Annotated in this window: 25 protein-coding genes and 1 pseudogene; 14 read left to right on the forward strand and 12 right to left on the reverse strand. The window is 62.8% G+C overall.

All coding sequences use genetic code 11. From position 1 onward, the window contains the following. Positions 1-33: 33 nt before the first annotated feature. The 5 genes from parA (at position 34) to ACP7E3_RS25065 (ending at position 4,525) form a co-directional block, all read left to right on the forward strand. On the forward strand, positions 34-672 hold the full coding sequence (gene parA / locus ACP7E3_RS25045; RefSeq protein WP_023082450.1) for a ParA family partition ATPase: 639 nt from the start codon (positions 34-36) through the stop codon (positions 670-672). After that, a complete protein-coding gene (locus tag ACP7E3_RS25050; protein WP_023123968.1) occupies positions 669-932 on the forward strand; it encodes a hypothetical protein in 264 nt (87 codons plus the stop codon). The genes parA and ACP7E3_RS25050 overlap by 4 nt, the downstream gene beginning before the upstream one ends. Next, entirely contained in the window at positions 929-1,477 is a 549-nt protein-coding gene (locus tag ACP7E3_RS25055) for a DUF2840 domain-containing protein (RefSeq protein WP_021162758.1), read from the forward strand. Before ACP7E3_RS25050 ends, ACP7E3_RS25055 begins: the two co-directional genes overlap by 4 nt. Next, positions 1,474-2,073 carry a S26 family signal peptidase gene (locus tag ACP7E3_RS25060; protein WP_021162757.1) on the forward strand — a complete coding sequence of 200 codons (600 nt, stop codon included), beginning with the start codon at positions 1,474-1,476 and terminating at the stop codon, positions 2,071-2,073. The genes ACP7E3_RS25055 and ACP7E3_RS25060 overlap by 4 nt, the downstream gene beginning before the upstream one ends. A gap of 448 nt (positions 2,074-2,521) precedes the next feature. After that, positions 2,522-4,525, forward strand: coding sequence for a relaxase/mobilization nuclease domain-containing protein (locus ACP7E3_RS25065; RefSeq protein ID WP_000132148.1), 2,004 nt, complete (start codon positions 2,522-2,524; stop codon positions 4,523-4,525). Between the two features lie 66 nt (positions 4,526-4,591). On the opposite strand, the gene ACP7E3_RS25070 is transcribed toward ACP7E3_RS25065, so the two are convergent. The 9 genes from ACP7E3_RS25070 to ACP7E3_RS25110 all read right to left on the reverse strand — a co-directional run bounded on the left by ACP7E3_RS25070 (position 4,592) and on the right by ACP7E3_RS25110 (position 14,274). Then, positions 4,592-5,191 carry an ABC-type transport auxiliary lipoprotein family protein gene (locus tag ACP7E3_RS25070; RefSeq protein WP_003124411.1) on the reverse strand — a complete coding sequence of 200 codons (600 nt, stop codon included), beginning with the start codon at positions 5,189-5,191 and terminating at the stop codon, positions 4,592-4,594. A 92-nt stretch (positions 5,192-5,283) separates the two neighbouring features. Then, positions 5,284-6,213 (reverse strand): MlaD family protein, encoded by a 930-nt coding sequence (locus ACP7E3_RS25075; RefSeq protein WP_000433686.1) that lies wholly within the window; start codon positions 6,211-6,213, stop codon positions 5,284-5,286. Positions 6,214-6,304: 91 nt separating this feature from the next. Further along, positions 6,305-7,117: an ABC transporter ATP-binding protein gene (locus tag ACP7E3_RS25080; protein ID WP_024944155.1), complete on the reverse strand. Its 813-nt coding sequence runs from the start codon at positions 7,115-7,117 to the stop codon at positions 6,305-6,307. A gap of 5 nt (positions 7,118-7,122) precedes the next feature. Beyond that, positions 7,123-8,280 (reverse strand): MlaE family ABC transporter permease, encoded by a 1,158-nt coding sequence (locus ACP7E3_RS25085; RefSeq protein WP_000063629.1) that lies wholly within the window; start codon positions 8,278-8,280, stop codon positions 7,123-7,125. After that, positions 8,277-8,897 (reverse strand): DUF3313 family protein, encoded by a 621-nt coding sequence (locus ACP7E3_RS25090; protein WP_000837791.1) that lies wholly within the window; start codon positions 8,895-8,897, stop codon positions 8,277-8,279. Before ACP7E3_RS25090 ends, ACP7E3_RS25085 begins: the two co-directional genes overlap by 4 nt. Before the next feature lie 15 nt (positions 8,898-8,912). After that, entirely contained in the window at positions 8,913-9,344 is a 432-nt protein-coding gene (locus ACP7E3_RS25095; protein ID WP_000055206.1) for a DMT family transporter, read from the reverse strand. Further along, the gene (locus tag ACP7E3_RS25100; RefSeq protein ID WP_003092293.1) at positions 9,341-12,445 is read right to left on the reverse strand and encodes an efflux RND transporter permease subunit; all 3,105 of its coding nucleotides are present in this window, start codon (positions 12,443-12,445) and stop codon (positions 9,341-9,343) included. Before ACP7E3_RS25100 ends, ACP7E3_RS25095 begins: the two co-directional genes overlap by 4 nt. 24 nt (positions 12,446-12,469) lie before the next feature. Then, positions 12,470-13,501 carry an efflux RND transporter periplasmic adaptor subunit gene (locus ACP7E3_RS25105; RefSeq protein WP_225984323.1) on the reverse strand — a complete coding sequence of 344 codons (1,032 nt, stop codon included), beginning with the start codon at positions 13,499-13,501 and terminating at the stop codon, positions 12,470-12,472. A 131-nt stretch (positions 13,502-13,632) separates the two neighbouring features. Next, the gene (locus ACP7E3_RS25110) at positions 13,633-14,274 is read right to left on the reverse strand and encodes a TetR/AcrR family transcriptional regulator (RefSeq protein ID WP_024944154.1); all 642 of its coding nucleotides are present in this window, start codon (positions 14,272-14,274) and stop codon (positions 13,633-13,635) included. Between the two features lie 100 nt (positions 14,275-14,374). Between ACP7E3_RS25110 and ACP7E3_RS25115 the strand changes: the two genes are divergently transcribed. The 4 genes from ACP7E3_RS25115 to ACP7E3_RS25130 all read left to right on the forward strand — a co-directional run bounded on the left by ACP7E3_RS25115 (position 14,375) and on the right by ACP7E3_RS25130 (position 17,449). Continuing rightward, a complete protein-coding gene (locus ACP7E3_RS25115) occupies positions 14,375-15,778 on the forward strand; it encodes an efflux transporter outer membrane subunit (protein ID WP_225011067.1) in 1,404 nt (467 codons plus the stop codon). Between the two features lie 93 nt (positions 15,779-15,871). After that, the gene (locus tag ACP7E3_RS25120; protein WP_000405670.1) at positions 15,872-16,777 is read left to right on the forward strand and encodes a LysR family transcriptional regulator; all 906 of its coding nucleotides are present in this window, start codon (positions 15,872-15,874) and stop codon (positions 16,775-16,777) included. 32 nt (positions 16,778-16,809) lie between these two features. Further along, positions 16,810-17,073 carry an EexN family lipoprotein gene (locus ACP7E3_RS25125; RefSeq protein WP_000717310.1) on the forward strand — a complete coding sequence of 88 codons (264 nt, stop codon included), beginning with the start codon at positions 16,810-16,812 and terminating at the stop codon, positions 17,071-17,073. A 58-nt stretch (positions 17,074-17,131) separates the two neighbouring features. Beyond that, complete coding sequence (locus ACP7E3_RS25130) at positions 17,132-17,449, forward strand: DMT family transporter (RefSeq protein ID WP_000539741.1); 318 nt, start codon at positions 17,132-17,134, stop codon at positions 17,447-17,449. Between the two features lie 228 nt (positions 17,450-17,677). Here the strand turns inward: ACP7E3_RS25130 and ACP7E3_RS25135 are convergent. From ACP7E3_RS25135 to ACP7E3_RS25145, 3 genes and pseudogenes are all read right to left on the reverse strand, one after another. After that, positions 17,678-17,857, reverse strand: a pseudogene (locus ACP7E3_RS25135) (integrase core domain-containing protein); the annotation flags it as partial. A 101-nt stretch (positions 17,858-17,958) separates the two neighbouring features. Next, complete coding sequence (locus tag ACP7E3_RS25140) at positions 17,959-18,489, reverse strand: SRPBCC domain-containing protein (RefSeq protein ID WP_426124745.1); 531 nt, start codon at positions 18,487-18,489, stop codon at positions 17,959-17,961. Between the two features lie 281 nt (positions 18,490-18,770). Then, positions 18,771-19,676 carry a LysR family transcriptional regulator gene (locus ACP7E3_RS25145; protein ID WP_023093368.1) on the reverse strand — a complete coding sequence of 302 codons (906 nt, stop codon included), beginning with the start codon at positions 19,674-19,676 and terminating at the stop codon, positions 18,771-18,773. Positions 19,677-19,981: 305 nt separating this feature from the next. Between ACP7E3_RS25145 and ACP7E3_RS25150 the strand changes: the two genes are divergently transcribed. The 5 genes from ACP7E3_RS25150 to ACP7E3_RS25170 are packed head-to-tail and all read left to right on the forward strand — an operon-like array spanning position 19,982 to position 24,168. After that, on the forward strand, positions 19,982-21,979 hold the full coding sequence (locus tag ACP7E3_RS25150; protein ID WP_001163195.1) for a conjugal transfer protein TraG: 1,998 nt from the start codon (positions 19,982-19,984) through the stop codon (positions 21,977-21,979). Continuing rightward, positions 21,976-22,452, forward strand: a complete 477-nt coding sequence (locus ACP7E3_RS25155) for a ribbon-helix-helix protein, CopG family (protein WP_000085131.1) — start codon at positions 21,976-21,978, stop codon at positions 22,450-22,452. Before ACP7E3_RS25150 ends, ACP7E3_RS25155 begins: the two co-directional genes overlap by 4 nt. Next, positions 22,449-23,519, forward strand: a complete 1,071-nt coding sequence (gene trbB / locus ACP7E3_RS25160) for a P-type conjugative transfer ATPase TrbB (RefSeq protein ID WP_023093367.1) — start codon at positions 22,449-22,451, stop codon at positions 23,517-23,519. The genes ACP7E3_RS25155 and trbB overlap by 4 nt, the downstream gene beginning before the upstream one ends. Further along, on the forward strand, positions 23,516-23,902 hold the full coding sequence (locus ACP7E3_RS25165; RefSeq protein WP_000150010.1) for a TrbC/VirB2 family protein: 387 nt from the start codon (positions 23,516-23,518) through the stop codon (positions 23,900-23,902). The genes trbB and ACP7E3_RS25165 overlap by 4 nt, the downstream gene beginning before the upstream one ends. Then, positions 23,899-24,168: a VirB3 family type IV secretion system protein gene (locus ACP7E3_RS25170; RefSeq protein ID WP_003092280.1), complete on the forward strand. Its 270-nt coding sequence runs from the start codon at positions 23,899-23,901 to the stop codon at positions 24,166-24,168. The genes ACP7E3_RS25165 and ACP7E3_RS25170 overlap by 4 nt, the downstream gene beginning before the upstream one ends. Positions 24,169-24,180: the final 12 nt, after the last annotated feature.

Genomic DNA, 24,180 nt, shown 5'->3' on the forward strand with positions numbered 1-24,180 from the left:
CCAGGCCGGCTTTCCAGCAGCGAGGGCCGCGCCATGATCTTCGCGTTTCTCAACCAGAAAGGCGGCGTCGGCAAGACCACGCTCGCCACCCACATCGCCGGCGAGCTGGCGCTGCGTGGTCTGCACGTCATCCTGCTGGACGCCGACCCGCAGGGTTCATCGCTGGACTGGACGCAGCGCAGAAGCCAGCAGGGCTTGCCACGGCTGTTCAGCGCCGTGGGCCTCGCCCGCGAGACACTGCATCAGGAAGCGCCCGAGCTGGCGCGCCGCGCCGATCACGTCATCATCGACGGCCCGCCGCGCATCGCCGCCCTGGCGCGCTCGGCGCTGCTGGCGGCCGAGCGCGTGCTGATTCCTGTGCAGCCCAGCCCGTATGACCTGTGGGCCAGCGCCGAGATGGTGGCGCTGATCCGTGAGGCACAGGTGTTCCGGCCTGCGCTGCGCGCGGCCTTCGTCATCAATCGGCGCGTCAGCACCACCATCATCGGCAGGGAAGCGCGGCAATCGCTGGCCGAACAGCCGCTGCCGGCGCTGCGCAGCGAAGTGCGCCAGCGCATCGTCTTCGCCGATAGCGTGGCCGCTGGCCGGCTCGCCCGCGAGACAGCGCCCGACAGCGCCGCCGCACGCGAGATCGCCGCGCTCGCCGATGAACTGCTGCGGTGGCCGACATGAGCAGCCTGCGCAGCAAGCGCGTCGGCATCGGCGCACGTCCGCCCGCGAATCCGCACGCCGAGGCGTGGATTCGCCAGGGCGATGCCGATGCGCTCAATAAGGGCGACCTCTACACCGCACGCTTGACCCTCGACGTGACGCCCGCGCTGCGCGCGCGCATCAAGATCGCCGCTTTCGGCCAGGGCGTGACCGTGGCCGAACTGCTGCGCGGACTACTGGAACGAGAGTTCCCCGACAACCGCACGGAGAACCTGCCATGAACGCATCCGCCTTGCCTGCCGCTCAGGCGGCGACGGCTGCTGCGCTGCCGCCTTCGCTTTCGACGCTCGCCGGCCAGGCCGGCAGCGTGCCGCTGACTCGCGTATCGCTCGCCTACATTGAACCGCGATTCAAGCTCTACCTGCGTTTCGGCGAACCGGCGCGCATGCTGCGGCTCGACCGCTGGCGGCGCTGCGCGGTGTTCCTGCCGCGTGCAATGTTCTGCCGCGTGCGCTGGGAAGCAAACGACTACGGCACGATCCGTTGGCAGCTCATGGTGATGCAAGCCGCCACGCCGCTGGACGACATGCAGTGCATCCCCGGCGTGCAGCCGGGCGCACGCCTGCTGCTGCACGCCGAAGGCGAAAACGCGGTGCGTGTCGTGCTGGAACGCATCGACGGCATCGAAGGGCAAGACATCGCCGCCATCGACGTGTCGCCCGCGTACTGGCGCACGCTGGGCAACCGTCTGGCGGCCCGCCTAGCGCTGCCCGAATACACCGCCGAGCGGCACGCCGCTTGGCTGGCCGGAAGGGCGCTGCCATGACGACCCAATCCAACACCACATGCACGCACGAAGTCGCGCCGCATCCTCGCTCGCGCCTGCGCGCTCGCATCGTGCTGGCGGGCTTCGCCGCCGTCGGCTTCGCTGCGCTGGCCTGGGCGGCTTTCGTGTCGCCGCTGCCGCGTCTGACCTACAACCCGTCCGACAGCGTGGCGGTCGGCTGGTATCGCATCGAGCCGCTCGACCTGCGCACCGCCTCGCTGCCACGTCCGTTGTCCGTGGACAGCATTGTGCTGGTGCCGCTGCCCGACAGGGCCGCCATGCTGGCTGCGCAGCGCGGCTACCTGCCGACCCGCGTTCCGCTGCTCAAACGTGTGGGCGCAGTCGCGCCGCAACACGTTTGCATCGTCGCCGGGCAGGTACGCATCGACGGCGTGCCTGCGGCCGCCGCGCTGCCTGCCGACCGGCTGGGCCGGCCGCTGCCATCCTTGCAGCTTTGCCGCCGCCTCGAACCGGGCGAGCTGTTCCTGTTGAGCGTGACCAATCCGGCGTCGTTTGACAGCCGCTATTTCGGCCCGGTCAGCGCATCCGCCGTGATCGGCATCGCGCACCCGGTCTGGCTGGAGACACGCCCATGATGGCCGCCGATTCGCTGCACGTTGCCGTGCCTCTCATCGTGCCATCGAGCATGTCGTTCCAGTGGCTGCTGCCGTGTCGTCGCGCGTGCAGCGCGGGCGCATTCGCGCCGCGCCTCGCGCAACATCCGGCGCAGCCATCCAGCGTGCAGGCGTCTTGCCTCGAACGCGCCCGGCCTGCGGCCATTGGCGCGTTCGCCGGCGCGCTGGCTGCAAGCAGCGCAGCGCCGCCGGGCCGCCGACGCCCGGAGCGACAGCGAGGGGCAAAGGCGGAAGGCAAGACAAAAGGGTTCGGCACTCTGCCGCCCGCAAAGCCAGTCTGCACGTGGGGGTGGCGCGGCACGGCGCGGCTTCGCCGCCGTGCCGCGTGGGGCGCGAGGCACGCGCCGATGCAGGCATGTCCGCGTGCTTCGCACGCTCGGACACGCCGGAGCTTGCAGGGAGCACAGCCATGACCGACCGCGGCGACCATGATTTCTGGGTGCGCCCTGGCGCGCCGAAGAACCGAGGCAAAGGCCAGGGCCAGAGCTTCGTTTCCAAGGTGCTCAAGCAGGCTGGCAAGGCCAGCGGCGGCAAGTCGGCGGTGCGCCGTCCTACCGCTGGCGGGAGCGGCCAGCACGCCGGCCAGCGGCCCGGCTCACGGCTTGGACGCGGCCATACGGCGGCGCGCTTCGCAGGCGCAAAGCTGACCCCTATGTCACGGCGCGTGACCATCAAGACGCTGCTGGTCAACCAGCGCAACGCCAGTCCGCAGTCGCTCGCCAAGCACCTGCGCTACATCGAGCGCGACGGTGCCGGCCGGAACGGCGAGCCGGGCCGTGCCTACGGGCCGCAGACCGACGAAGCCGACCTCGATGCCTTCAAGGAACGCTGCCAGGACGACCGACATCATTTCCGCTTCATCGTCTCACCTGAAGACAGTGCGGAGCTGGACGACCTGCGCACCTACACCCGGCACCTGATGAACCGGATGGAGGCCGACCTGGGGACGCGGCTGGATTGGGTGGCGGTCGATCACTGGAACACCGACAACCCGCACACGCACCTGATCGTGCGCGGACGCGACGATACCGGCAAAGACCTCATCATCGCGGGCGACTACATCGCCCACGGCTTCCGCCATCGCGCCGCCGAGCTGGCGACGGAATGGCTGGGGCCGCGCACCGAACTGGAGATCCAGCAGACCTTGCAGCGCGAGGTGGAGCAAGAGCGGTGGACGAGCCTCGACCGCACGTTGCAGCGCGAGGCCGGCGAGGATGGCCGGGTGCAGATCGAACGCTTCAACGAACCCCGGCTGCAACGCCAGCGCCTGCTGCTGATCGGCCGCCTGCAACACTTGCAGCGCCTGGGCCTGGCCGACGAGGTGCAGCCCGGCACCTGGGCCGTCCATGCGGACGCGGAGAAGACCTTGCGTGCCCTGGGCGAGCGTGGCGACATCATCCGAACGATGCAGCGGGCCATGAGCGGCAAGCCTCGCGAGCTGGCGGTGTTCGAGCCGGGCGACGACGGCCGCACTATCGTCGGTCGCGTGGCTGCTAAGGGTCTGGCCGACGAGCTGCACGACCGCGGCTATCTGGTCATCGACGGGTTGGACGGCAAAGCCCACTACGTCGCGTTGGACGCCCGCGACGAGCTGGCGAACTATCCCATCGGCGCGGTGGTGGAGGTACGCGGTTCCGCCGAGGTGCGGGCGGCCGACAAGAACATCGCCACGCTGGCGAGCAATGGCCTGTACCGCACCGATCACCACCTGGCGATCGAGCAAGGCCGAGCCAAGCCCGGCCGCGACCCGCAAGAGGCTGTGGCGGCCCATATCCGCCGGCTGGAAGCCCTACGGCGGGCCGGCATCGTGGAGCGCGTGGCCGAGGGGTTATGGAAGGTGCCGGACGACTTGGCCGAGCGTGGCCGCCAGTACGACGCGCAGCGGCTGGGCGGCGTGGCGGTCGAACTGAAATCGCATCTGCCGATTGAACGGCAGGCCCGCGTCATCGGCGCGACCTGGCTGGATCAGCAGTTGATCGGCGGCGGCAAGGGACTGGGCGACCTGGGCTTTGGCGGCGATGCTAGGCAAGCCTTGCAGCAGCGCGCCGACTTCCTCGAAGAACAGGGGCTGGCCCAGCGGCGCGGGCAGCGGCTGATTCTCTCCCGGAATCTGCTGGAAACGCTGCGCAATCGGGAGCTGGCGCAGGCCGCCCAGCACATTGCCGCCGATAGCGGATTGGAGCATCGGCACGTCACAGACGGGCAGCGCGTAGCCGGCATCTACCGGCGCTCGGTCATGCTCGCCAGCGGTCGCTATGCGCTGCTCGATGACGGCATGGGATTCAGTCTGGTGCCTTGGCGGCCGATAATCGAGCCACGACTGGGGCAGCAGATCGCCGCGACTGTACGCGGCGGCGGTGTGTCATGGGAGGTTGGACGGCAAAGAGGTCCTGGGATTGGATCGGGGCCGTAGGCTGTCGTACCGAGTTAAGGTGTCGAGCAGCGTTTTGGCCCTAGCTTCTGTGCTCCGTTAAGACGACTAGTCTGTGCTTATCGACGACGCTGTGGGTGCATGGTTGCTTGCCAATTCCGGTGCAACTCGCAAACGCGCTGCCCCGACCTGAACTGCCCATTCAACGATCTGCCCGGCCAATATATCCGTGGCGACACCGAACGCGCTCACCACATCGGCCTCTCGCTTGCTGCCTGTGGCTTGGATTGCTTCGAAGCGTCTACTGGCAATAGCAGTCCGTTTGGCCGGATCGACCAGTTGCACATCGAGCCGAACCGCGGCGATCGCTTCAGTGCCGCGGTATTCGAGCTGGAACGCCCGCAGCGTACTGCGCAACTCCATATCGGCGCTCATTGGGGTGCTATCGGTAATCACGGAAGTCGACCGCCCATCGCGCATGAAGGCTTCGACGATTCGGTCACGCAGCAGCACCGGTGCGGGGTCGGCCCAACGCACTCCTTGCCAAGCCGACAAGCGACCATCGGGCTGCGCAATGAACAGCCGCTCCGAATCCAGGACGCGACTACTCTCAGGGGCGTAGACGCGCAGCGCCCCGGGTCCCGGAACGGCGCGCGGCGTACTCTCCGCCTGGGCGATGTGATAGTCGGGCAATTTGTAGGTGACCATTGGAGCTGCTTTGGGAAGCACACTGCACGCGGACAAGCCGAGTACTAGCGTCATAGTCACGGCAGCGACGGGAATCATCCTGGCGGAAGTGTTCACGGCTTGGTTTCCTCAATGTTCTCTCCACCGAGCAGGTATTGCGCCGGATTGCGATCCAGTCGGCGCAGCACGGTGTTTAGATTGGCCAGCGCCTGCTGGAGTTCGTGCATGGCAGGACCTGTGGCGGCCAAGCCCTGGTTCAGCGATTCCTGATTGTTTTGCAGTAGCGTCTCAACCCTGAAAGCGGCGCGTTCGAGGGATGCCGTTGCATCACGCGTGTTCACCATGATTTGCTTACCATCGTTATTTAGTAGCAGGTTGGCATCGCGAAGAGTGCTATTTGCTTGGCGCACGGCAGCTGTCGATTCTCTGCTTGCTTCGGTCAGATTGCTGATTAACGTCGCGATCTCGGCCCTCTGGTCAGCGACCGCGCCCGTGGTCTGTTCAAGATTCACCAGACTGCGGTGCACAAGAGCCAAATTCTCCTTCGACAGTAACTCCTGCGTGCGCAGCAAGATGCCGTTGAGTGTCGTCATGCTGTTCCCCTCACCGGAGACCAGGGATGCCATCGCCGAACGTGGTGCGAGGATCAACGGTTCCTCGTCCTCTCTCCGATCCAGCAATGGCACGTTTGGCCCACCGTCGCTCAACTCGATCACCGCGTTGCCGGTAATTCCCGTGATGACCAATTCAGCGCGGGTATCCTGCCGGACCGGGATGGTGGCATTGATGCGTACGCGCGCTATCGCCCGCCTTGGGTCTCGCGGTGAAAGAGAAAGTGCAACGACTTCGCCAATCGTGATTCCGCTGTACTGAACCTGGCTGCCGGGCGTAAGCCCGGTCACTGGCTCATCGAACATAATCCGGTAATACTGGTAATCGTGGTCGGAACGTGTGTCGCTGAGCCAAAGCGCGAAGCCAATACCAATCGCACCGAGCAGCACGACGAACAGACCAATGAATACATGATGGGCACGTGGTTCCATGATCAGACCACCTCGTTCTCAGAGTTTAAATATTGCGTGCGCCCAGCCCAATGCGTGCGCGACGGAAGAATGATGCAGATGCGGAGGGGTTTCATGGCTGCGTCTCTTGGCTGGAAGCACCAGTGGCCTGTGCGGCCGCACGGCCACGGGGGCCGTGAAAGTATTCCTGTATCCACGGGTGCTTGAAGCGCTCGACTGCCTCGATGCCGTCGTTGATGAGTACCTTCTGGTTCGCCAGGACCGCGACACGGTCGCATATGGTGTACAGCGTATCGAGGTCGTGGGTTACCAGAAACACCGTGAGGCCCAGTGCATTGCGCAGGGTCAGAATCAATTGGTCGAAAGATGCAGCCCCGATTGGATCCAGTCCTGCGGTGGGTTCGTCAAGAAACAGGATGTTCGCATCAAGCGCCAAGGCTCTCGCCAGTGCTGCTCGTTTCACCATGCCTCCGGACAACGAGGCCGGATACTTGTCTCCCGCTCCGGCAGGCAACCCCACCAAGCCCAGCTTGCTTCTTGCCAAACGCTCGGCAAGAGGCCGCGCCAGACCGACATGCTCGATCAAAGGAAGAGCGACGTTCTCCAAGACGGTCAGCGATGAATACAACGCGCCCTTCTGGAACAGAATGCCGAACCTTCGCTCCATACGCGCGCGCGCAAGCCATTGGGCTCGCAGTAGGTCGCGCCCCCCGATACGGACCACGCCCGAATGCGGCTTCTGCAGCCCGACGACGCTACGCAAGAGCACGGATTTCCCGGTGCCTGACCCTCCCACCACGCCAAGGATTTCCCCGCGCCGCACGTCCAGGTCTAGGTCCTGATGGACCTGCTGGGTTCCAAACCTGTTGTCCAGGCCGCGCACTTCAATAGCGTGTCGCACACCGTTGTCGGTGTCTTGCTTCACCGCGCTCACCAGCCCATCTCCATGAAGAACAGTGCAGCGATGGCGTCTATCAGGATCACCATGAAGATTGATTGCACGACACTAGACGTCGTGTGGTCGCCTACCGACTCAGCGCTACCGGCGACCTTGAACCCTTCATGGCAGCCGATAGCGGCGATCATCACCGCGAAGAGCGGGGACTTGCTCATTCCGACAAGAAAATGGCGCACCTCGATTTTTTCCTGCACGATGGCAAGGAACTGTGCGGGAGGAATTTCCAAGCTCAGTGCGCATACGGTGGCGCCGCCCGCAATGCCAGCCAAGATGCCTACTAAGGTGAGCAGTGGCAAGGACACAAGAAGCGCCAGCACGCGTGGCAGCACCAGTAACTCGATGGGGTCGAGCGCGTTGGAGCGAAGCGCATCGATCTCTTCATTTGCCTTCATCGAACCGATTTGGGCGGTGTACGCGCTTGCGGTACGGCCTGCAATCAATATGGCCGGGAGCAGCACTCCGAACTCGCGCATGAACGAGAAGGCGACCAGATGCACCGAGAAGATGCTCGCACCGAAGTTGGCCAGCACCGTTGCTCCCAGGAACGCCACCACCATTCCTACCATGAAGCTCAGTAGCGCCACGATGGGAATGGCGTCCACCGCTGATCGCTGGATTTGAGCGATCACCGAGGTCGCGCGCCAGCGACGCGGGTGACGAACGGTACGGCTCCATGTTTCGATGATCTGGCCCACGAACCCGGCCAGACCAAGACACGCACGACAGCCCTGTTCCAAGGTCAGGCCTATGCGTCCCAGACCGCGGAGCAGAGGATTCCCGCTCACCGCTGCTTTCTCCGTCTTCTGCTGATCGGTAGCAGCGGCGGCCAGCGCTCTCATTAGGGCGAGGCGATCCGAGGACAGATTTGGAGCTGCCTCCGGCCGGTCGAGTATCGAGTCTGGCCCGAGAATTTCCACCAGCAGAGCCGCGCCGGCGGTGTCCAGTCTCTGGACTTGCGTCCAGTCGAGTAAGGGAGTGGCGTACCCCTCGGCATGACTGATGCGGGCGGCGGACACGGATTTTGCCAGACTGGCGTAGTGCTCTATCGTCCAGTCGCCACCCGCCAGCCATTTGTGATCACCGCCGACCATGGCATCCTGCCGGAGCCAAGCCTGTGAAGCGTTGCTCATGGCTGCGTGTCCCGCCAAGCGCTGTCGATGCGCTCGATGCAGTTCGTGATCGCCGCTTTGGCATGACCCAGCAATGTGTACGAACCGGCGAACTCTTTAATGACGTTGCCGCGCTCGAAGCAACTGGCGGCAGCAACTCGGCGTCCCGTCCTTAAATCGACTGCTTCGAACTCTAGGCTGGCACCACCCGTCGTCACGGGTCCAACCAGCAGGGTCGTCATTGCATTGACTGCCCGATTCGGTGTCTGCAGTTCGGTGACCGCTACACGCACCCGAACCTGTCCCGCGCCACCTGGGGGGGCGGGACTTTTGCCTTCCTGGCGTTTCAGTTCGCTCGTCACATGGTCTAGCACTTCGCGCTGCTGCGCGTCATCGAGCCCATCGATGCGACCCGAGGCGGTCTTGATCTGCGCTTCTTCCACCACGACAGCGGCATAACGCTTGGGCTCGAATCCCGCTGCGCGGTACATCAGTACGTTCTCGTATCGTGTCGGCGATAACTTCTCGTAGTCGCCGAGAAATCCGGAGCGCGTCATGCTGTTGGTCGCGCATCCAGAGAGCGCGCCTGCTACGCAAAAAAAGATGCCGCCGCGGATCAATGCAGTTTTGCTCTTCATAATGGGTCTCCTTGATCAAACGAAACTAAGACAGGCAATGCCTGCTGCGATGAGGGCGGTGCCAGACCAGCGCGTTACCGATGCGACATCGCCTAGTAGGAGGGCGCCGACGCCCAAGTTTCCAAGTAGCCCGATTCCTGCCCAGGCTGCAGAGGCCGCGCTGATCGGAATCCGCTTGAGCGCGAACCACAAAAGTGCGCCGCTGGCCGCCATGCACGTCACTGCCACACAGAGGCCGACCCAGCGCATCGGACCGCCCGCCGTGATGGCCCGCAGGCCCAGTGGATAGCCCGCTCCTAGAACCCCTGCGGCAATGACAATCGACCAGGATTTCCAGATCAGCGGATGGGTGCTGAATCGCATAAGCCTAGCGAGACATACGCATGAAGCGTGGGTGCATACGAATTCTGAGAATGCGCAGCACGCGGCGGCTCGCAAGAGACTCATGAGCGATCTCCATGCGCGGTGGCGACACTCAGGTTCCACGGCCCAATTCGCTTGATTCCAAACAGGACTTCGTAAAGCAGCGGAATCAAGCCCAACGTCACCAGCGTTCCGAGTGCCAGCCCACCGATCATCGCGATCGCCATCCCTTTCCATAATGGTCCGGAGAAGAGCATGAGTGGCACCAGTCCCGAAATGCAGGTGACCTTGGTCATCACGATTGGACGAAGCCGTTGTATCGCGGCCCCAACCAAGGCTTCATGGCGTGGCAGGCCTTCCGCTAGCCCCTGGTCGATGCGTTCCAGCAAGAGCACGGCGTTGTTGACAATGATCCCGAACAGGGCCAGTACGCCGAAGGTCGCCATGAAGCTGAAAGGTGTGCCGGTCAGCTTCAGAGCCAATACCACGCCGATAAGCGTGAAAGGGATCGTCGCGAGGATCACACCGAGCTTGCGGAAAGAATTGAACTGCCATACGAACAGCATCAGCATCGCCAGAAATGCGAGGGGCATGTAGGTCGACAGCGCGGCGTTCGATTCGGCGGCTTCCTCGATCTCGCCGCCAAGTTCAACCGAGTAGCCCGCGGGCAGGTCCAGGGCAGCGACGCTAGGCGCCAGGCGGTTGATGATCTCCTGGGCGGTGTAAGAGGTGTTCTGTCCTTGCACGGTGATCGTGCGGATGAGATTGCGCCGTTGGATGACCGAGGGCTCGCTCGCGAGCGATACGTCTGCGACCTGAGCCAGCGTCACCGCTGGACCGCCGTTGGTGGGATAGATGAGCGTCGCGCCTACGTCTGCCGTGCTGCGACGCTCGCTTACGATACTGCGCAGGACGATCGGGACGGAGGTGTCACCGTCGCGAATAACCGAGATCGATCTGCCGCTGTAGCGGACATCCAGCCCGCCAGCGATGTCTTCAGTCGTCACGCCCGCCCGACGCGCGCGGTCCTGGTCGACCCGTACGTCGATGCGGCCAACGCGCGTATCCCAATCGTTCTTGACGTTGATGGTGCCGGGCAGCTTGCGCAGCGCTGCTTCGATTTTGGACGCGGCCCCCAACAATACCTCCTCATCCGGACCGCTGACGCGATAAATGGCAGTCCCTGACTCGGTCGCACCGAGCGAGAAACGCTTGGGCTCGGCGCGCACGTCGCCATGTGCTTGCGCAAAGTAGCTGCGGGTGCGGGCGAGGACGGCGTCGATGTCGCTCTTCGGCTTCAATGTGACAACGAAGTACGCGATGTTCGATGCCGGCAGTGGTGGATTCAGGCTAAGGATGAAGCGCGGGCCACCATCGGCGACGTAGCCGATGTGATCGGAGACTTCTGGATTGATGTTCGTGTCGCCCAGCCAACCACTGATCTGCTTCACGCGGGCGAGCGTTTCGCGCGAGTCGGTACCGGGGGCGAGCTGCACCGGAATCTGGAACTGAAGCCGGTCGGACTTGGGCATGAAATCGTACGGCAGGGTGGTGAAGCCATACAGCGCAATGGCAAGCGCCGCGATCATCGACGCTACATAGACCGCCTTATGGTGGAGCACCCACTCCAGTACGCGCCGGTAGCCACGGTAGAAGCGGGTGTCATAGGCGTCGCCCTGCTCCTGCTTGTGATGGGGTTTGGCGAAGTGGTAGCACAATAGGGGCGTGACAGTCAGGCACAGCAGCCACGAAGCGAACAACGTCAGTGCCAGCACGACCACGAGATTGTGCAGATACTCGCTCGTGGCGTTCTGGCCAAAAAAGAACGGCGAGAACACGATCACGATCACGAGCGAGGACGTGAGCAGCGGAATGGCGAGCGTGCGGCCCGCCTCGAGGCAGGCATGCTTACGATCTTCGCCACCGGCCAGGCGGCGTTCGATGTCTTCGGCAATCACAATGCCGTTGTCCACCAACAAGCCGAGCGCAATGATGATGGCGCCCATCGAGACGTTCTGAAGCTCGATGTTCATCGCGCGCATGACGATGAGTGCACTGAGGATCGTCAACGGCACGATCATGCCCACGATGATCCCGGTGCGCCAACCGAGAAATAGCACGACGACACCGAGGACGACGATGATCGTCTCCATCATGACGTGGTTCATTTTGCCCATCTCGTGCTTGACGACATCGGCCTGGAAAGTGACGTATGACAGATCGAAACCCGCCGGCAGCAGCTTCTCCTGGTCTGCAACCCGTGCTTTGAGCGCTTTTCCGAACTGCTCCACGTTCTGACCGGAGGCCATCGAAACCGCCATGACGACAGCGGGCTGGCCTTTGTAGATGGCAGCAGATTCCGGCGGATCGGCTGGCCGCACACTCACCTGCGCCAGTTCACCCAATGCGATCGTCGGCACGGGCGCCGTACTACTTTGCGGTCGTGGCAGCGCGATCGGCATTGCTCGCAGGGAGGGAGCGTCACGCACTTCGCCACTGACCGCCAAGGTTGCATTGATGCCGCCGACAACAATTTGTCCACCCGAAGCGACGACGTTCTGTTTGACGAGTTGGTCGATCACCCCCTGTGGTGTCAGCTCCAATCGCGCGAGCCTAGGCCGATCGAATTCGAGATAGACGCGCTCTTCCTGCAGGCCGTAGAAAGTGATGCGCTCAATACCAGGCACGGTGTACAGGCGGTCGCGCATCTGCTTGAGCGCGACGCGCATCTCGCTCATGGAGTAACCTGGTGCAGTGACCGCAATCGAGGCAACCGCGACGCGGCCGAAGTCTTCGTCGACGAAAGGCCCCATCGTGCTCTGTGGTAAGGCATCCTTCGAATCGGCGACCTTGGCCCGGACGCGCTGCCAGATCGGTGCCAAGTCGGTGTAGCGGTCCCAGATCGTGACCTGGATCATGGCGCTGCCTGCGCGCACGGTGCTCGTCACGCGCTTGACCTCTGCCAGTTCGCGCAAGCGCTCCTCGATCGGCCGGGCAATGAGTTGCTCAACGCGTTCGGCGGGCAGCCCCGGGTTCAACGCCGTGACCATCGCATCGCGGACCGTGACAGTCGGCTCCTCCTGAGAAGGAAAATTCAGGAAGGTCGCGATGCCGGCGACGAAAATGATGAGCGCTACAAAGTAGGTAAGTCGACTGGCGCGCAGCGCCATCTCGGTGATCTTCATGATGAAGTAACCTGGTGGATCGCGTTAGCGCTTGGTCAATTGAGTGGTGGCTTCCAGTGGTGTCACTGGCTGTCCATCGGTGAGCCATCCTCCTCCGGCGGCAACCACCGTCTCGCCGGGCTTGAGTCCAGCGAGGACGCGCGCGCTGTCTCCTTCCTGTACCGGCGTGAAGCGCACCGCGCGACGGTGCACCTTCTTATCTTCAGGGGTGTAGACGAAGACGGAAGCCTCGCCCGGCTTCGTGCCGAGCACCAGCGAGGCATAAGGTATGGATACAGTCTCGGGCCGAGAGGTCTTGGAGGTTGCCGCAGGTGCGTCGAGCACGACCTGTACGGGAATACCTGGCCGAAGTGCGCGCGCTTGCGCGTTATCTTCAGGCACTAGCACCACGGGTAGGAGCGAGCCATTTTCGGCGCGCAGACCGACACGACGTACCACCGCTCGGATTGGTTGTTCGGCTCCGCTCCAGCTCAGTTCTGCGCGTTGGCCGACATCTATGTGAGGTGCCTGTGTAGTAGACGCGTTCGCGATGATCTCAGTGCCACTGCGCACGCCGTCGACCTGAAATACCGGCGCACCAGCAGCAATGTCGGTGAACGCCAAAGCCAGCTTTTCCGCCACGACACCATCGAAAGGAGCGACGATCATCGTGCCACGTTGTGCTCGTTCGGCCAGGCCAAGCGCCGCCTTGGCAGTGCGCGCTTGACCCTCTGCGACCGCTAGCTGCGCCTTCGCGCTCTCGAACGCAGCAGGGGAGATGACTTCGCTTTCGAGCAACCGGCGCTGTTGATCTGTCTGTACACGTCGATCCATCAGGCCGGCTTCGGCGGCCGCCAGGGATGCTTGCGCTTGTGTCACGCGAAGCCGGTCAGGTTGCGCATCAAGTTCTGCCAGGACTTGGCCGCGGGAGAACCGTTCACCCACGTCGACGTTCAACTTGGCGATCCGTCCTCCTGTTTCAAATCCTAGGATGCTGCGCTCGGTTGCTCGCGCCGAGCCAGTCAATTCGATGCGAGAGCTATGCGGGAGATCCGACTGCGCGGCGGCGAGCTTCACTGCGCGCGGAGGCTCGGATACGGTGGATTGCGAGTTTCCGCACCCTGAGAGCAGAGTCGAAATGGATAGTGTGCAAGCAACCGCCAAGGAGCGCGGTGCGCACGCGGTCATGACACCGCTACGGACGCGACTCATGTGCGTCCTTTTGCCGGGACAAGTTCGAGATGGCCCGAGGCGAGATCCTGGAGCGCCCGAAAGAAATGCCGCCGCTCTGCGGGTGCGAGTATTGGCAAACCCAGAAGATCGGCGAACAGGGCGCCATCCAATGCCAGCATGATGAGTGCCGCGGTCTCGGTGCCACGCGGGGATCGACGCACGCGTTCGTACTGCACGCGGTAACACTCGCGCAGTGGGTCGAGAAGTGTTGGATCTTCCGCAGCTGCCGCGAGCAGCGCTGCGCCCATCTTCTGCATCTCGTCGTCGGGCATCGCTTCCACCTGGCTCGACAGCCAGGGGTCCGGATCTCCGGCAAACCTGCGCTCGTGATTGGCTTGTACCGCGTCGAACGCCCGGATCATCTCGTCGATCAGTGTCACGAACAAATCGCGTTTGGTCTTGAAGTGATAGAGAAACGCCCCTTTGCTCAACCCGGCCCGCACAACGACGGCGTCCAGTGTCAAGCGACTGGCACCTTCCTCCAGCACCAGTTCGCGGGCGGCCTGCAGGATGCGGTCGCGAGTTCGCTGGGCTCCTTGCTGGAGGCCGGGCTGCGCATCGGCGCTGCTATGGGCAGTGGACGGGGGGGGCAACTTTGTTTTCGCGCGGGGCGGCATGGTCGTGCTCCAAAAAAGCTTGAGTCATATACAGTCCAGACGGTATAGTAGAAGCCATACAACAGTCCGTCAAGACTTTTTCGGAGCGCAAGGAGCTGCCATGTCTCAAATTCTTGAACGCTATCGCCTCATTGCCATGATTTCTCCGCTACTGCTTCTTGCGGCCTGCAGCCATGCCCCGCACTCTGCCGATCCACCTCGCCTGGATGTACCGGCCCATTTCTCAAATGAAGAGGGAGGTGAAGGCATCTTGGACAAATCGTCCCGCCGTACTCTTCCCGTCGATTGGTGGACGGCCTACGGCGATCCGCACCTCAATGCCTTGGTCCGGGCGGCGCTGGAGCGCAATACCGAACTGACGATTGCGCGAGCGCGCGTGGACGAGGCATCGGCCGCCACGCGGCGAGCACGGGCCTCCCTGCTCCCCTCGTTGTCCGCGGGCACGCAGGCAACTCGAGGACGCGACTATTCAGGGAACGTTGCAATCGGCAATGATGGCCGCGCCACGTTGTCCGCATCGTGGGAGGCAGACCTGTCGGGACGGCTTTCGCAGGCAGCAGAAGGTGCGCGCCTGGATGCGGTGGCAGCCGAACAAGCGTGGGTTGCCACGCGGTGGCAGGTCGCGTTTGAAACAGTGTCGGCGGCTGTGCAGCAGCGCCAAGCCAGTGAGCTCGAAGCGCTAGCCGCGGCGCGGCTGGCATCCGCAGAACGACTCGTCTTGCTGATGCAACGGAAGTTCGAGGCCGGACAAGCTACCGGCTTCGACATCGAGCGTACCCGCGCCGGCGTCGTCGCACTGCGCGTGGAGCAAGAGCAACTGCGGCGTGCGCGCGGCGAGGCGACGCATGCACTCGATGTACTAGTGGGACAAACGCCCGGAGCGCCTGCAGCTTCCCCAACTCTTGCGTCGCTCGCCGTCCCGGACTGGACACCGACACGCATACCTGCGGACCTGCTGAGTGAGCGGCCCGACGTGCGCGCCGCCGAAGCGAAGTTCGCCGCCGAAACCGCGCGCTGGAACGCAGCCGAAGGCGAACGCTTCCCCAGGCTGGTGTTGGACCTGAGCGGCGGACGGCAGCGCGTAGAGAGTGTGGGAACCCGCATCACTGGAAACATTTTTTCACTTGGGGCCGGGGTGTCGTTGCCGATCTTCGATGGTGGCGCGATCCGTGCCGGCATCGAGACCGGAGAGGCGCGCAGCCGAGCTGCCCGTGCGGAGTTCGAGCGCACTTTGTTGAGTGCTTTGCAGGACGTAGAGAACGCATATCTCGGTTGGCATACGCAGCACGCAGCACTGGAGCATCAGGCCGAGGGTGTCGCAGTCGCGGAGCGTCAGCTCGATCGCAGCCGACGTCTGTTCGAGGCGGGACAAGTGGACGCCACGGTGGTGGCCGAGGCTGAGGCCGGGGTGCTGTCAGCGCAGGCTTCGCTGATCCGCACGCGGGCCGAGACAGCCATGCAATGGGGCGTCCTGGCAAAAGCATTATCCGGCTCTCCTGTTTGATCGCAGAAACATGCTGGAGCAGCTTGCGAAGGCTAGCTAAATAGCGTGACGCAAGGCGAAGGTGGTGAGGCCTGAGTGATGAGGAATGCGAACATGGAAATTCGACACCTGCGCTACTTTCTGGCGGTGGCAGAGGAGCTGCACTTTGCCCGAGCCGCAGAGCGCCTCCACATAGAGACATCGCCGCTGTCGCGCGCCATCAAGGAACTTGAGGAAGAGTTGGGCGTAGCGCTATTTGCGAGAACCACTCGGAGCACCCGCTTGACTCGTGCGGGCAGGCTCTTCTTTGAGAGCGTGCCGCGTGTCTTCGCAGCTTTGCAGCAGGCGCGCGACAGTGTGAACGCCGCAGCCAATGGCTTTCATTGCCAGCTCCGTATTGCATTGTCTGATGGAATCACGCCATCGCGCCTGCCTGCGTTGTTGGCGCTCTGCCGGCAGGAAGAGCCGGAAGTGGAAGTTCGCTTCTTCGAGGTGCCTTTGGCACAGCAAATCAAGGGATTGTGTGGCGAACTGTACGATCTCGGCTTCGCTCAATCGGATGAAGTCGGCGAAGGCATCATCGCCGTGCCGGTGTGGAGTGACCCTCTGATGGTAGCTGTGCCCGCACGGCACCCCTTGCTATCCCACAAACAGATTCCCCTAGAAGAGCTGTTGCGGTATCCGCTGGTGCTCTGCGACGCGGTGGCGTGTGAGGGCCATGCTCGGCAAGTTGAACGGGTGCTACGTCGCGTGGACATAGAGCCACTGATTGCCGAACGCGTGACTTCCAGCGATCTAATGATGGTCCTGGTTTCGGCGGGACTTGCACTAGGCCTCACAGGAGGCGCGCATATCACAGCCAGCAGGGAACAGGGGGTGGTCGCACGGCCGCTGACTGGACGTTCGCCAATGCTCACGACCTATCTACTACGGCCGGCCAGCGAGCCGTCAGAAATGCTGACTCGCTTCATGGAACGCGTTCATTCGATCAAATCTCCAGATGCCAAAGGTCGGCGGTAAACCATCACACAATCTCCCAAAGAAAATTAACCATGAAGAAGATTGCTCTCATATTGCTTTCCTCGACATTGGCAGCCTGCAGCCCATCTGGGAAACCAGATAAAGCCAACCTTCCGACAGTCGATGAATTAGCGCTCAATCCTGAGCGTCTGAAAGAGTTGCGCAAGCAATGCAAGTTGGATCGACCAATGCTGGGCGACCAACTATGTAACCGGGTTGCCGAGGCTACGCGAAAGCGCTTTTACGAAGATGGCGATGTGCCCCACACCACGCCTAAAGAGCCGCCGAAGTTCTAAGCTGGTGGTCATGCCGGAGTATGTATGCCGGATATGAAAAATTTGAAGGAGAATCGCAATGGGTTGGATCTATCTTGTTTTGGCTGGATTGTTTGAAATCGGATGGCCGGTCGGGCTGAAAATGGCGCAAGAGCCAACATCGCGTTGGAGTGGGGTCGCAGTAGCCGTCTCTTTCATGACAATTAGCGGCGCCTTCCTATGGCTTGCTCAGCGTCAGATACCGATTGGGACTGCTTATGCGGTGTGGACGGGTATCGGAGCGGCGGGAACTTTCTTAGTCGGAATTCATTTCTATGGCGACCCAACCTCCCTGATGCGATACCTTGGCGTGGCGTTGATCATCCTGGGCGTTATCACGCTCAAGTTATCGAGTTGATCGCTAGCTCCATTGGTAGCGTAGTCGCTAGGCGACCCAGCTCCCAGAGTGGATCGGGCGCTGGGAACTCGTACGGTCACCTCCTCTCTCTAGTCGCTATGTGACGAGCTTGCCGGCGCCTCGGGAGAGTTCGAGCCAGTGCGCGTAAGGCGGTGGGAGCACCCATTCCGGGTGGCTCCACCTTCAGTGCCTGCGCCAAGGTGACCTGAGTACGAACTTTGTAGCCAGTCAGGCAGTGAGTTCGGAGGGGATGCTATCGGATTGGATCCAGTTGCGCCGGATCGTCGCCGGCGGTTTGTAAGCATGCGCGCTATGCGGCCGCTGCTCGTTGTAGAACTGTCGCCAACGTTCGATCAGCACCTTCGCTTCGGTCCGACTGCGGAACCATTCGCGGTTGAGCAGTTCGTCGCCCATCGTTGCCTGCGAAGTCAGGACCAGCAGAATCCTGAGGGGAGTTCTCATCATGGTTTTCTCCGTTCAGACGCTTGGGATCAAGCGGCCGGAGACCACTACGCCTGCTTGGCTTTGCGCGCTGCCTCGACCAAGCTGTCGAGCCAGTCCTGATGGCCGTTGATCATCGGGTTGGGTTTGGCGTTGTGCAGCTCCTCGGCCGGTTTGCCCTTCTGAGTTTCCTGCGTGAGGATGCGCACGCGCCTGCCGTCCAGGTTCTCAACCAGCCAGGCGTGATGCACATCCAGGCGCGTATCTGTGCCTTCCTCGCCGGACCAGCCGTGCCAGGCCACGCGGCCGGGTTGCCCATCCGCAGGTGGCACGTATTTGTTGCACTGCCCCTCTACCGGGAAGCCGAAGGTCTCGAAGTAAAACCGATCGCCGTCGGCCAGTACCGGGCCTTTGCCGTCATGAAAGCACACGTTAGCCGAGTTGGCGTAGTAGCTTGGCCACAGCGATGGTGTGACGAGTAGAGGCCATACGTCGGCCGCGCTCAAGCCGGCGGCGATGATCTCATTGGAGGCGAAATTCTCAGTAAAGCCCGGCGTGTAGCCTTCGGGCCAGAGGATGGCGTTCTGTTGCTTGCTCATATCGAAGCTCCTTCACAAAATGTCGATGACGCAACAGGGGTGGCTGCGTCATTCAAGTGGTCATGGAGCAAATCATGAGCCTCCATCTGCAATAAGTGAAATCCTAAGTTTCTATTTTTGATATCATAAAATATGATATCAAGGCCTAGGTTCTGCCATCCACCGACTAGGCTATCTCGCAGCGGCGCTACGAAAGGGCGCGTCTCCAATTGAGCCGACTGATTGCTTATTTGTAGTGCGAGGTAGAGTTGTGCTGAGCATGACGATAGGAGCGATCTTGCCTACTTGTTGTTAGCACAGGAAGTGAACAGCAGTGCTCGTATCCAGCGATGTGCTGGATCGTGATGGGTGCGTTCGTGCCAAGCAGCCGTCTTGGTGAACCCCGGTATCTTCACCGGCGGCAGGGAGATAGCCAGCTTGTCCATACCGGCGACCAAGCGGCTCGGCAAGATCGCAACCATGTCACTGGCACGCAGGATGTCTGGCAAGATCAGAAAGCTCTTGACCGACAGTGTGACGCTGCGTCGTTTGCCCAACTGTTCTAGCGCATCGTCGGTGACGCCGCGGAAACCTCCACCATCGTAGGAAACAAGCGCATGGTCGAGAGCACAGAACTGTTTAACGGTCAGCTTGCGCCCCATAGCCGCAGGATGGTCTTCCCGCAGGACACACACATAGTGTTCCTTGAACAGCTCTCGGGCATGCAGATTTGGCGGAGTGATCTCTGGCGTCAGGAGGGCTAAATCGATCTGACCGCGCTCAAGCTGGTTCTGTAGCTGCCCGCTCTCGACTGGCACTAATGAGACTCGTACACGCGGTGCGTGCCGTTTAAGTGCCGATAGAAATGGGACAGCAACGGCACGCAGCGCATAGTCCGTCGCGGCGATGGAGAAGGTCAGTTGTGCGGTGGCCGGATTGAAGGAAGGTGGCTGGAGCAGCGCGTCGATTTCGGCGAGCACCTGCTTGACAGGCATCCCTAGATCCAGCGCCCGCTGCGTTGGAACGATACCCCGCTGCGAGCGCGCGAAAAGCGGGTCACCGAAGCTCTCGCGCAACCGCGTCAGCATGCCACTCAAGGCCGGCTGGGTTAGTCCCAGACGGGCCGCCGCCCGTGTCACATTGCGTTCGTCTAACAATGCGTCCAGCGCCTTGAGCAAGTTGAGATCCATACTCTTGATATTTTTCATTTTTATTCCAATCTTAAATATCATCGTTTTTCATGATATCTAAATATTGCCTATGAGTGGAAGCAAGGCCCATTGACGGCTTTTTTTGGGTAACTTGCTTGGAACTCTGTATGCGCCGCAGTGCGCTTTCGCTTGCGGCGCTTTTCTTTGACTCGCCACCGCGCTCATTCTTTCTTTTCCCTCGACCATTGTGCTGCGAACGGTCTTTGACCGGCACTAGCCCAGAACCGATCCTGACGCCTGCGACACCCCCTGTGCAACGCTTTCAATGAGACACCAGCGCAGGAGAAATCGGAGGACAGGTCATGCAAGGGACGAACGTTCTGTTCGGCCAGATCGCTGTGGTAATCGGCATCGTGATCGCCGGCGTCTGGGGCGCCACACAATGGACAGCAGCGACCCTTGGCTATCAAGTACGCCTCGGATCGCCCTGGTTCGATCTTCTAGGTGTACCGGTTTATCACCCGTGGCGCTTGTTCGAATGGTGGTTCTTCTTTGATGCCTACGCGCCGCACGTCTTCGACACAGGCGGTGCGATTGCGGGTGGTAGCGGTTTGTTCGCTTTACTCGTCGCCATCGCCATGTCGGTATGGCGTTCTCGGCAGTCGCGGCTGGTTACGACTTATGGTTCGGCACGCTGGGCCGATGCCGTCGACATCCGCAAAGCTGGACTGACCCTCCCGGCGGGCGTCTTCCTCGGCCAACACGACGACCAATACCTCCGACATGAGGGGCCGGAACATGTCCTGAGCTTCGCACCCACGCGCTCGGGCAAGGGCGTGGGCTTGGTGGTGCCTACGTTGCTTTCGTGGCCGGCGTCCGCCGTCATTCACGACATTAAGGGAGAGAACTGGAAGATCACGGCGGGCTGGCGTTCGCGCTTTTCGCACTGCCTGCTTTTCAACCCCACCGATAGGCAGTCGGCCGCCTACAACCCGCTGCTTGAAGTCCGGCGCGGCGCACATGAAGTGCGCGACGTGCAGAACATCGCCGACATTCTGGTTGACCCTGAAGGTGCGTTAGAGAAGCGCAATCATTGGGAGAAGACCAGCCACGCGCTACTGGTCGGTGCAATCTTGCATGTTCTGTACGCAGGCGAGGACAAGACGCTGCGCGGCGTCGCCAACTTCCTCAGCGACCCGGCGTGTCCGTTCGAGCTGACGCTGCACCGGATGATGACGACGAAGCACCTGGGCGATGCGCCTCACCCGGTTGTCGCATCCGCTGCCCGCGAAGTGCTCAACAAGTCGGACAACGAGCGATCGGGCGTGCTCTCCACCGCCATGTCGTTTCTCGGCCTGTACCGCGACCCGACCGTGGCCGAAGTCACATCGCGCTGCGATTGGCGCATCGCCGACCTGATTTCCGCCGAGCACCCGGTATCGCTCTATCTGGTGGTGCCGCCCTCCGACATAAGCCGCACCAAGCCGCTGATCCGGCTCATCTTGAACCAGATCGGGCGGCGGCTGACCGAATCGCTCGACGGCAGCGATGGCATCGCGCGCCGGCACAAGCTGCTGCTGATGCTGGACGAGTTTCCGGCGCTGGGTCGCCTCGATTTTTTCGAGTCCGCGCTTGCCTTCATGGCCGGCTACGGCATCCGCAGCTTTCTCATCGCTCAAAGCCTGAACCAGATCGACAAGGCGTATGGGCAGAACCATTCCATCCTCGACAACTGCCATGTCCGGGTGACTTTCGCCACCAACGACGAAAGGACGGCGAAAAGGATTTCCGAAACCCTCGGCACCGCCACCGAGCTTCGCGCGCAGCGCAACTACGCGGGCCACCGCCTCGCTCCGTGGCTGGGGCACCTGATGGTGTCGCGTCAGGAAACTGCACGTCCGCTGCTGACGCCCGGCGAGGTGATGCAGCTTCCACCTGAGGACGCCGTAGTCATGGTGTCCAGCGTTGCCCCGATCCGCGCGAAGAAGCTGCGTTACTACGTCGACGCCAATTTCAAGGATCGCGTCCTGCCACCGCCCGTGCTCGCAGTCGGGAGGTACGCCGACGCGCCGCCAGCCCGCCCCGACGACTGGAGCGGCTTGGCGATCCCGGCCGTACCTACGGCGCCGACCTCGGTATCCGCCGATGGTCCGGGCGGCACCGATGACGGCGGCCCGCGCCGCCAGCTCGAACTCTCCGAAACCGTCGCCTACGAGCCCGAGTTGGACGCGTGTGCGAACGACCTGGAGCTGCTCGATGACGACGACCTGGCGCTCCCGCTTCCCGGCCAGCTCGACCCGGCCATGCAGCGCACGGCCCGGCTGGCTTCTCTCGACCCCAACGACGGAATCGACCTATGAGCCAATACCGCCTCAATCTTTTCATCCAGCCCGAGCACGCCAAGCGCCTGGATGAACTTGCCGCCAAGAAAGGCGTGTCCAAGTCCTCCATCGTCGCAGCGGCCTTGGCGTCCTGGCTGTCACCCGATGCGGGCGACCAGCGTGAGGCCGCCATTGCCAAGCGGCTGGATCGACTGTCGCGGCAGACCGAACGCATGGAGCGCGACCAGAACATCCAGATCGAAACGCTGGCGCTGTTCATCCGCTATTTCTTGACCATCAGCACGCCGGTGCCAGAAGCCCACAAGGACGCGGCCCGCGCCCAGGGCAAAGCGCGCTTCGAGCAGTTCGTCGAGCAGTTGGGTCGCCACCTGCTGCGTGGCCGCAGTCTGGTGCGCGACGTGGTGGAGGAACTGCACCCCGATCCGATGCGGATGGATGACGCAGCAGCGATGGCGTCCGCCGATGAGCGAGCTGCAGAGCGTGCGTCATGAGTGCCGTTCCGCAGATTCCGCCTGAATCTCGCTCATCCGCCGCGGCGTCCCAGGATCGCCGCATCCAGATGCTGCGCACGGCGATGGGGCCGCTGATCGCCGCTGCGCTCGAAGATCCGGATGTTGTGGAAATCATGCTCAACCCCGATCGCACCCTGTGGGTGGATCGGCTGTCGTCGGGTCGCTCGCCGCTGGGCGTGGAGATGCCCGAGGCCGATGGTGAACGCATCATCCGCCTGGTCGCCGCGCATGTCGGCGCGGAGGTGCATCGCGGCCAGCCGCTCTTGACCGCCGAGTTGCCGGAAACCGGCGAGCGTTTCGAGGGCATCCTGCCTCCGGCCGCCCCGGGGCCAGCCTTCGCGCTACGCAAGCGGGCCGTGAGCATCATCGGCCTGGATCGCTACGTGGCCGACGGCATCCTGACCGCCGGGCAGGCCGAGTTCCTGCGCCGCGCCGTGCGCGAGCGGCAGAACATCCTGATCGCCGGCGGCACCAGCACCGGCAAGACCACGCTGGCGAACGCGCTGCTGGCCGAGATCGCCGCCACAGGCGACCGCGTGCTGGTGCTCGAAGACACCATCGAGCTGCAATGCGCGGCCCGCGACCATGTGCCGCTGCGCACCCGCGCCGGCGTCGTCACAATGACCGAGCTGGTGCGGGCCACGATGCGCCTGCGGCCTGACCGCGTGATCGTCGGCGAAGTGCGTGGCGGCGAAGCCCTGGACTTGGTGAAGGTCTGGGGCACCGGCCACCCCGGCGGCATTGCCACCATCCATGCCGGCTCCGCCTTGGGCGCACTGCTGCGTCTGGAGCAACTGATCCTCGAAGTGGCAGTGAATCCGCCCCGCGCCCTGATCGCCGAGGCGGTCAACGTGGTGATTCACATCGCAGGCCGTGGCCGCAAACGTCACGTCGAAACCATCTCCCGTGTCGTCGGCTTCGACGGTGCGGGCTATCGCCTGACAGATGCGCTGGAAACGCCGTTTCCCGAGCTGCCGCCGGTTCCTCTTGCAGCCGCTGCCGCTGCGCCTTCCTCGACCCCTGACCAACCTGGAGAACTGCCATGACGCACGTTGATGCTTTCCGTCTTTCCGTAAATCCTATTTCTCGCCTGTCCAGCATGGCGCGGCTGCGCCACCTGGCCCGTCCCGCAGGGCAAGGGCTGCTGCTGGCCGCGCTGATGCTGTTGCTGGCGGGCACGGCGCAGGCCGCCGGTTCCTCGATGCCGTGGGAAGGGCCGCTGACCTCCATCCTCGAATCCATCCAAGGGCCAGTCGCCCGGATCGTGGCGGTGATCATCATCATCTCGACGGGGCTTGCGCTGGCGTTCGGTGATACCAGCGGCGGCTTTCGCAAGCTGATCCAGATCGTGTTCGGCCTGTCCATCGCGTTCGCCGCGTCCTCGTTCTTCCTGTCGTTCTTCAGCTTCTCCGGAGGGGCCGTCGTATGAGTAAGGCCACCGATCTTCCGGGCTTTGAAGTGCCGCTGCATCGCTCGCTGACCGAGCCGATCCTGCTGGGCGGTGCGCCGCGCACCGTGGCGATTGCCAACGGCACGCTAGCCGCCGCCGTCGGGCTGGGCCTGCAACTGTGGATTCCCGGCGTGGTGCTCTGGATCGTCGGCCACTCGCTGGCCGTATGGGGTGCGCGCGTCGATCCGCAGTTCATGCAGGTCTTCGCGCGGCATATCAAACACCGCCCGCTTCTGGACGTGTGAGGGGAGGACGCC

Origin of the sequence: Pseudomonas sp. PSPC2-3 (genome assembly GCF_049898265.1) — a bacterium.
Classification (GTDB): Bacteria; Pseudomonadota; Gammaproteobacteria; order Pseudomonadales; family Pseudomonadaceae; genus Aquipseudomonas; species Aquipseudomonas veronii.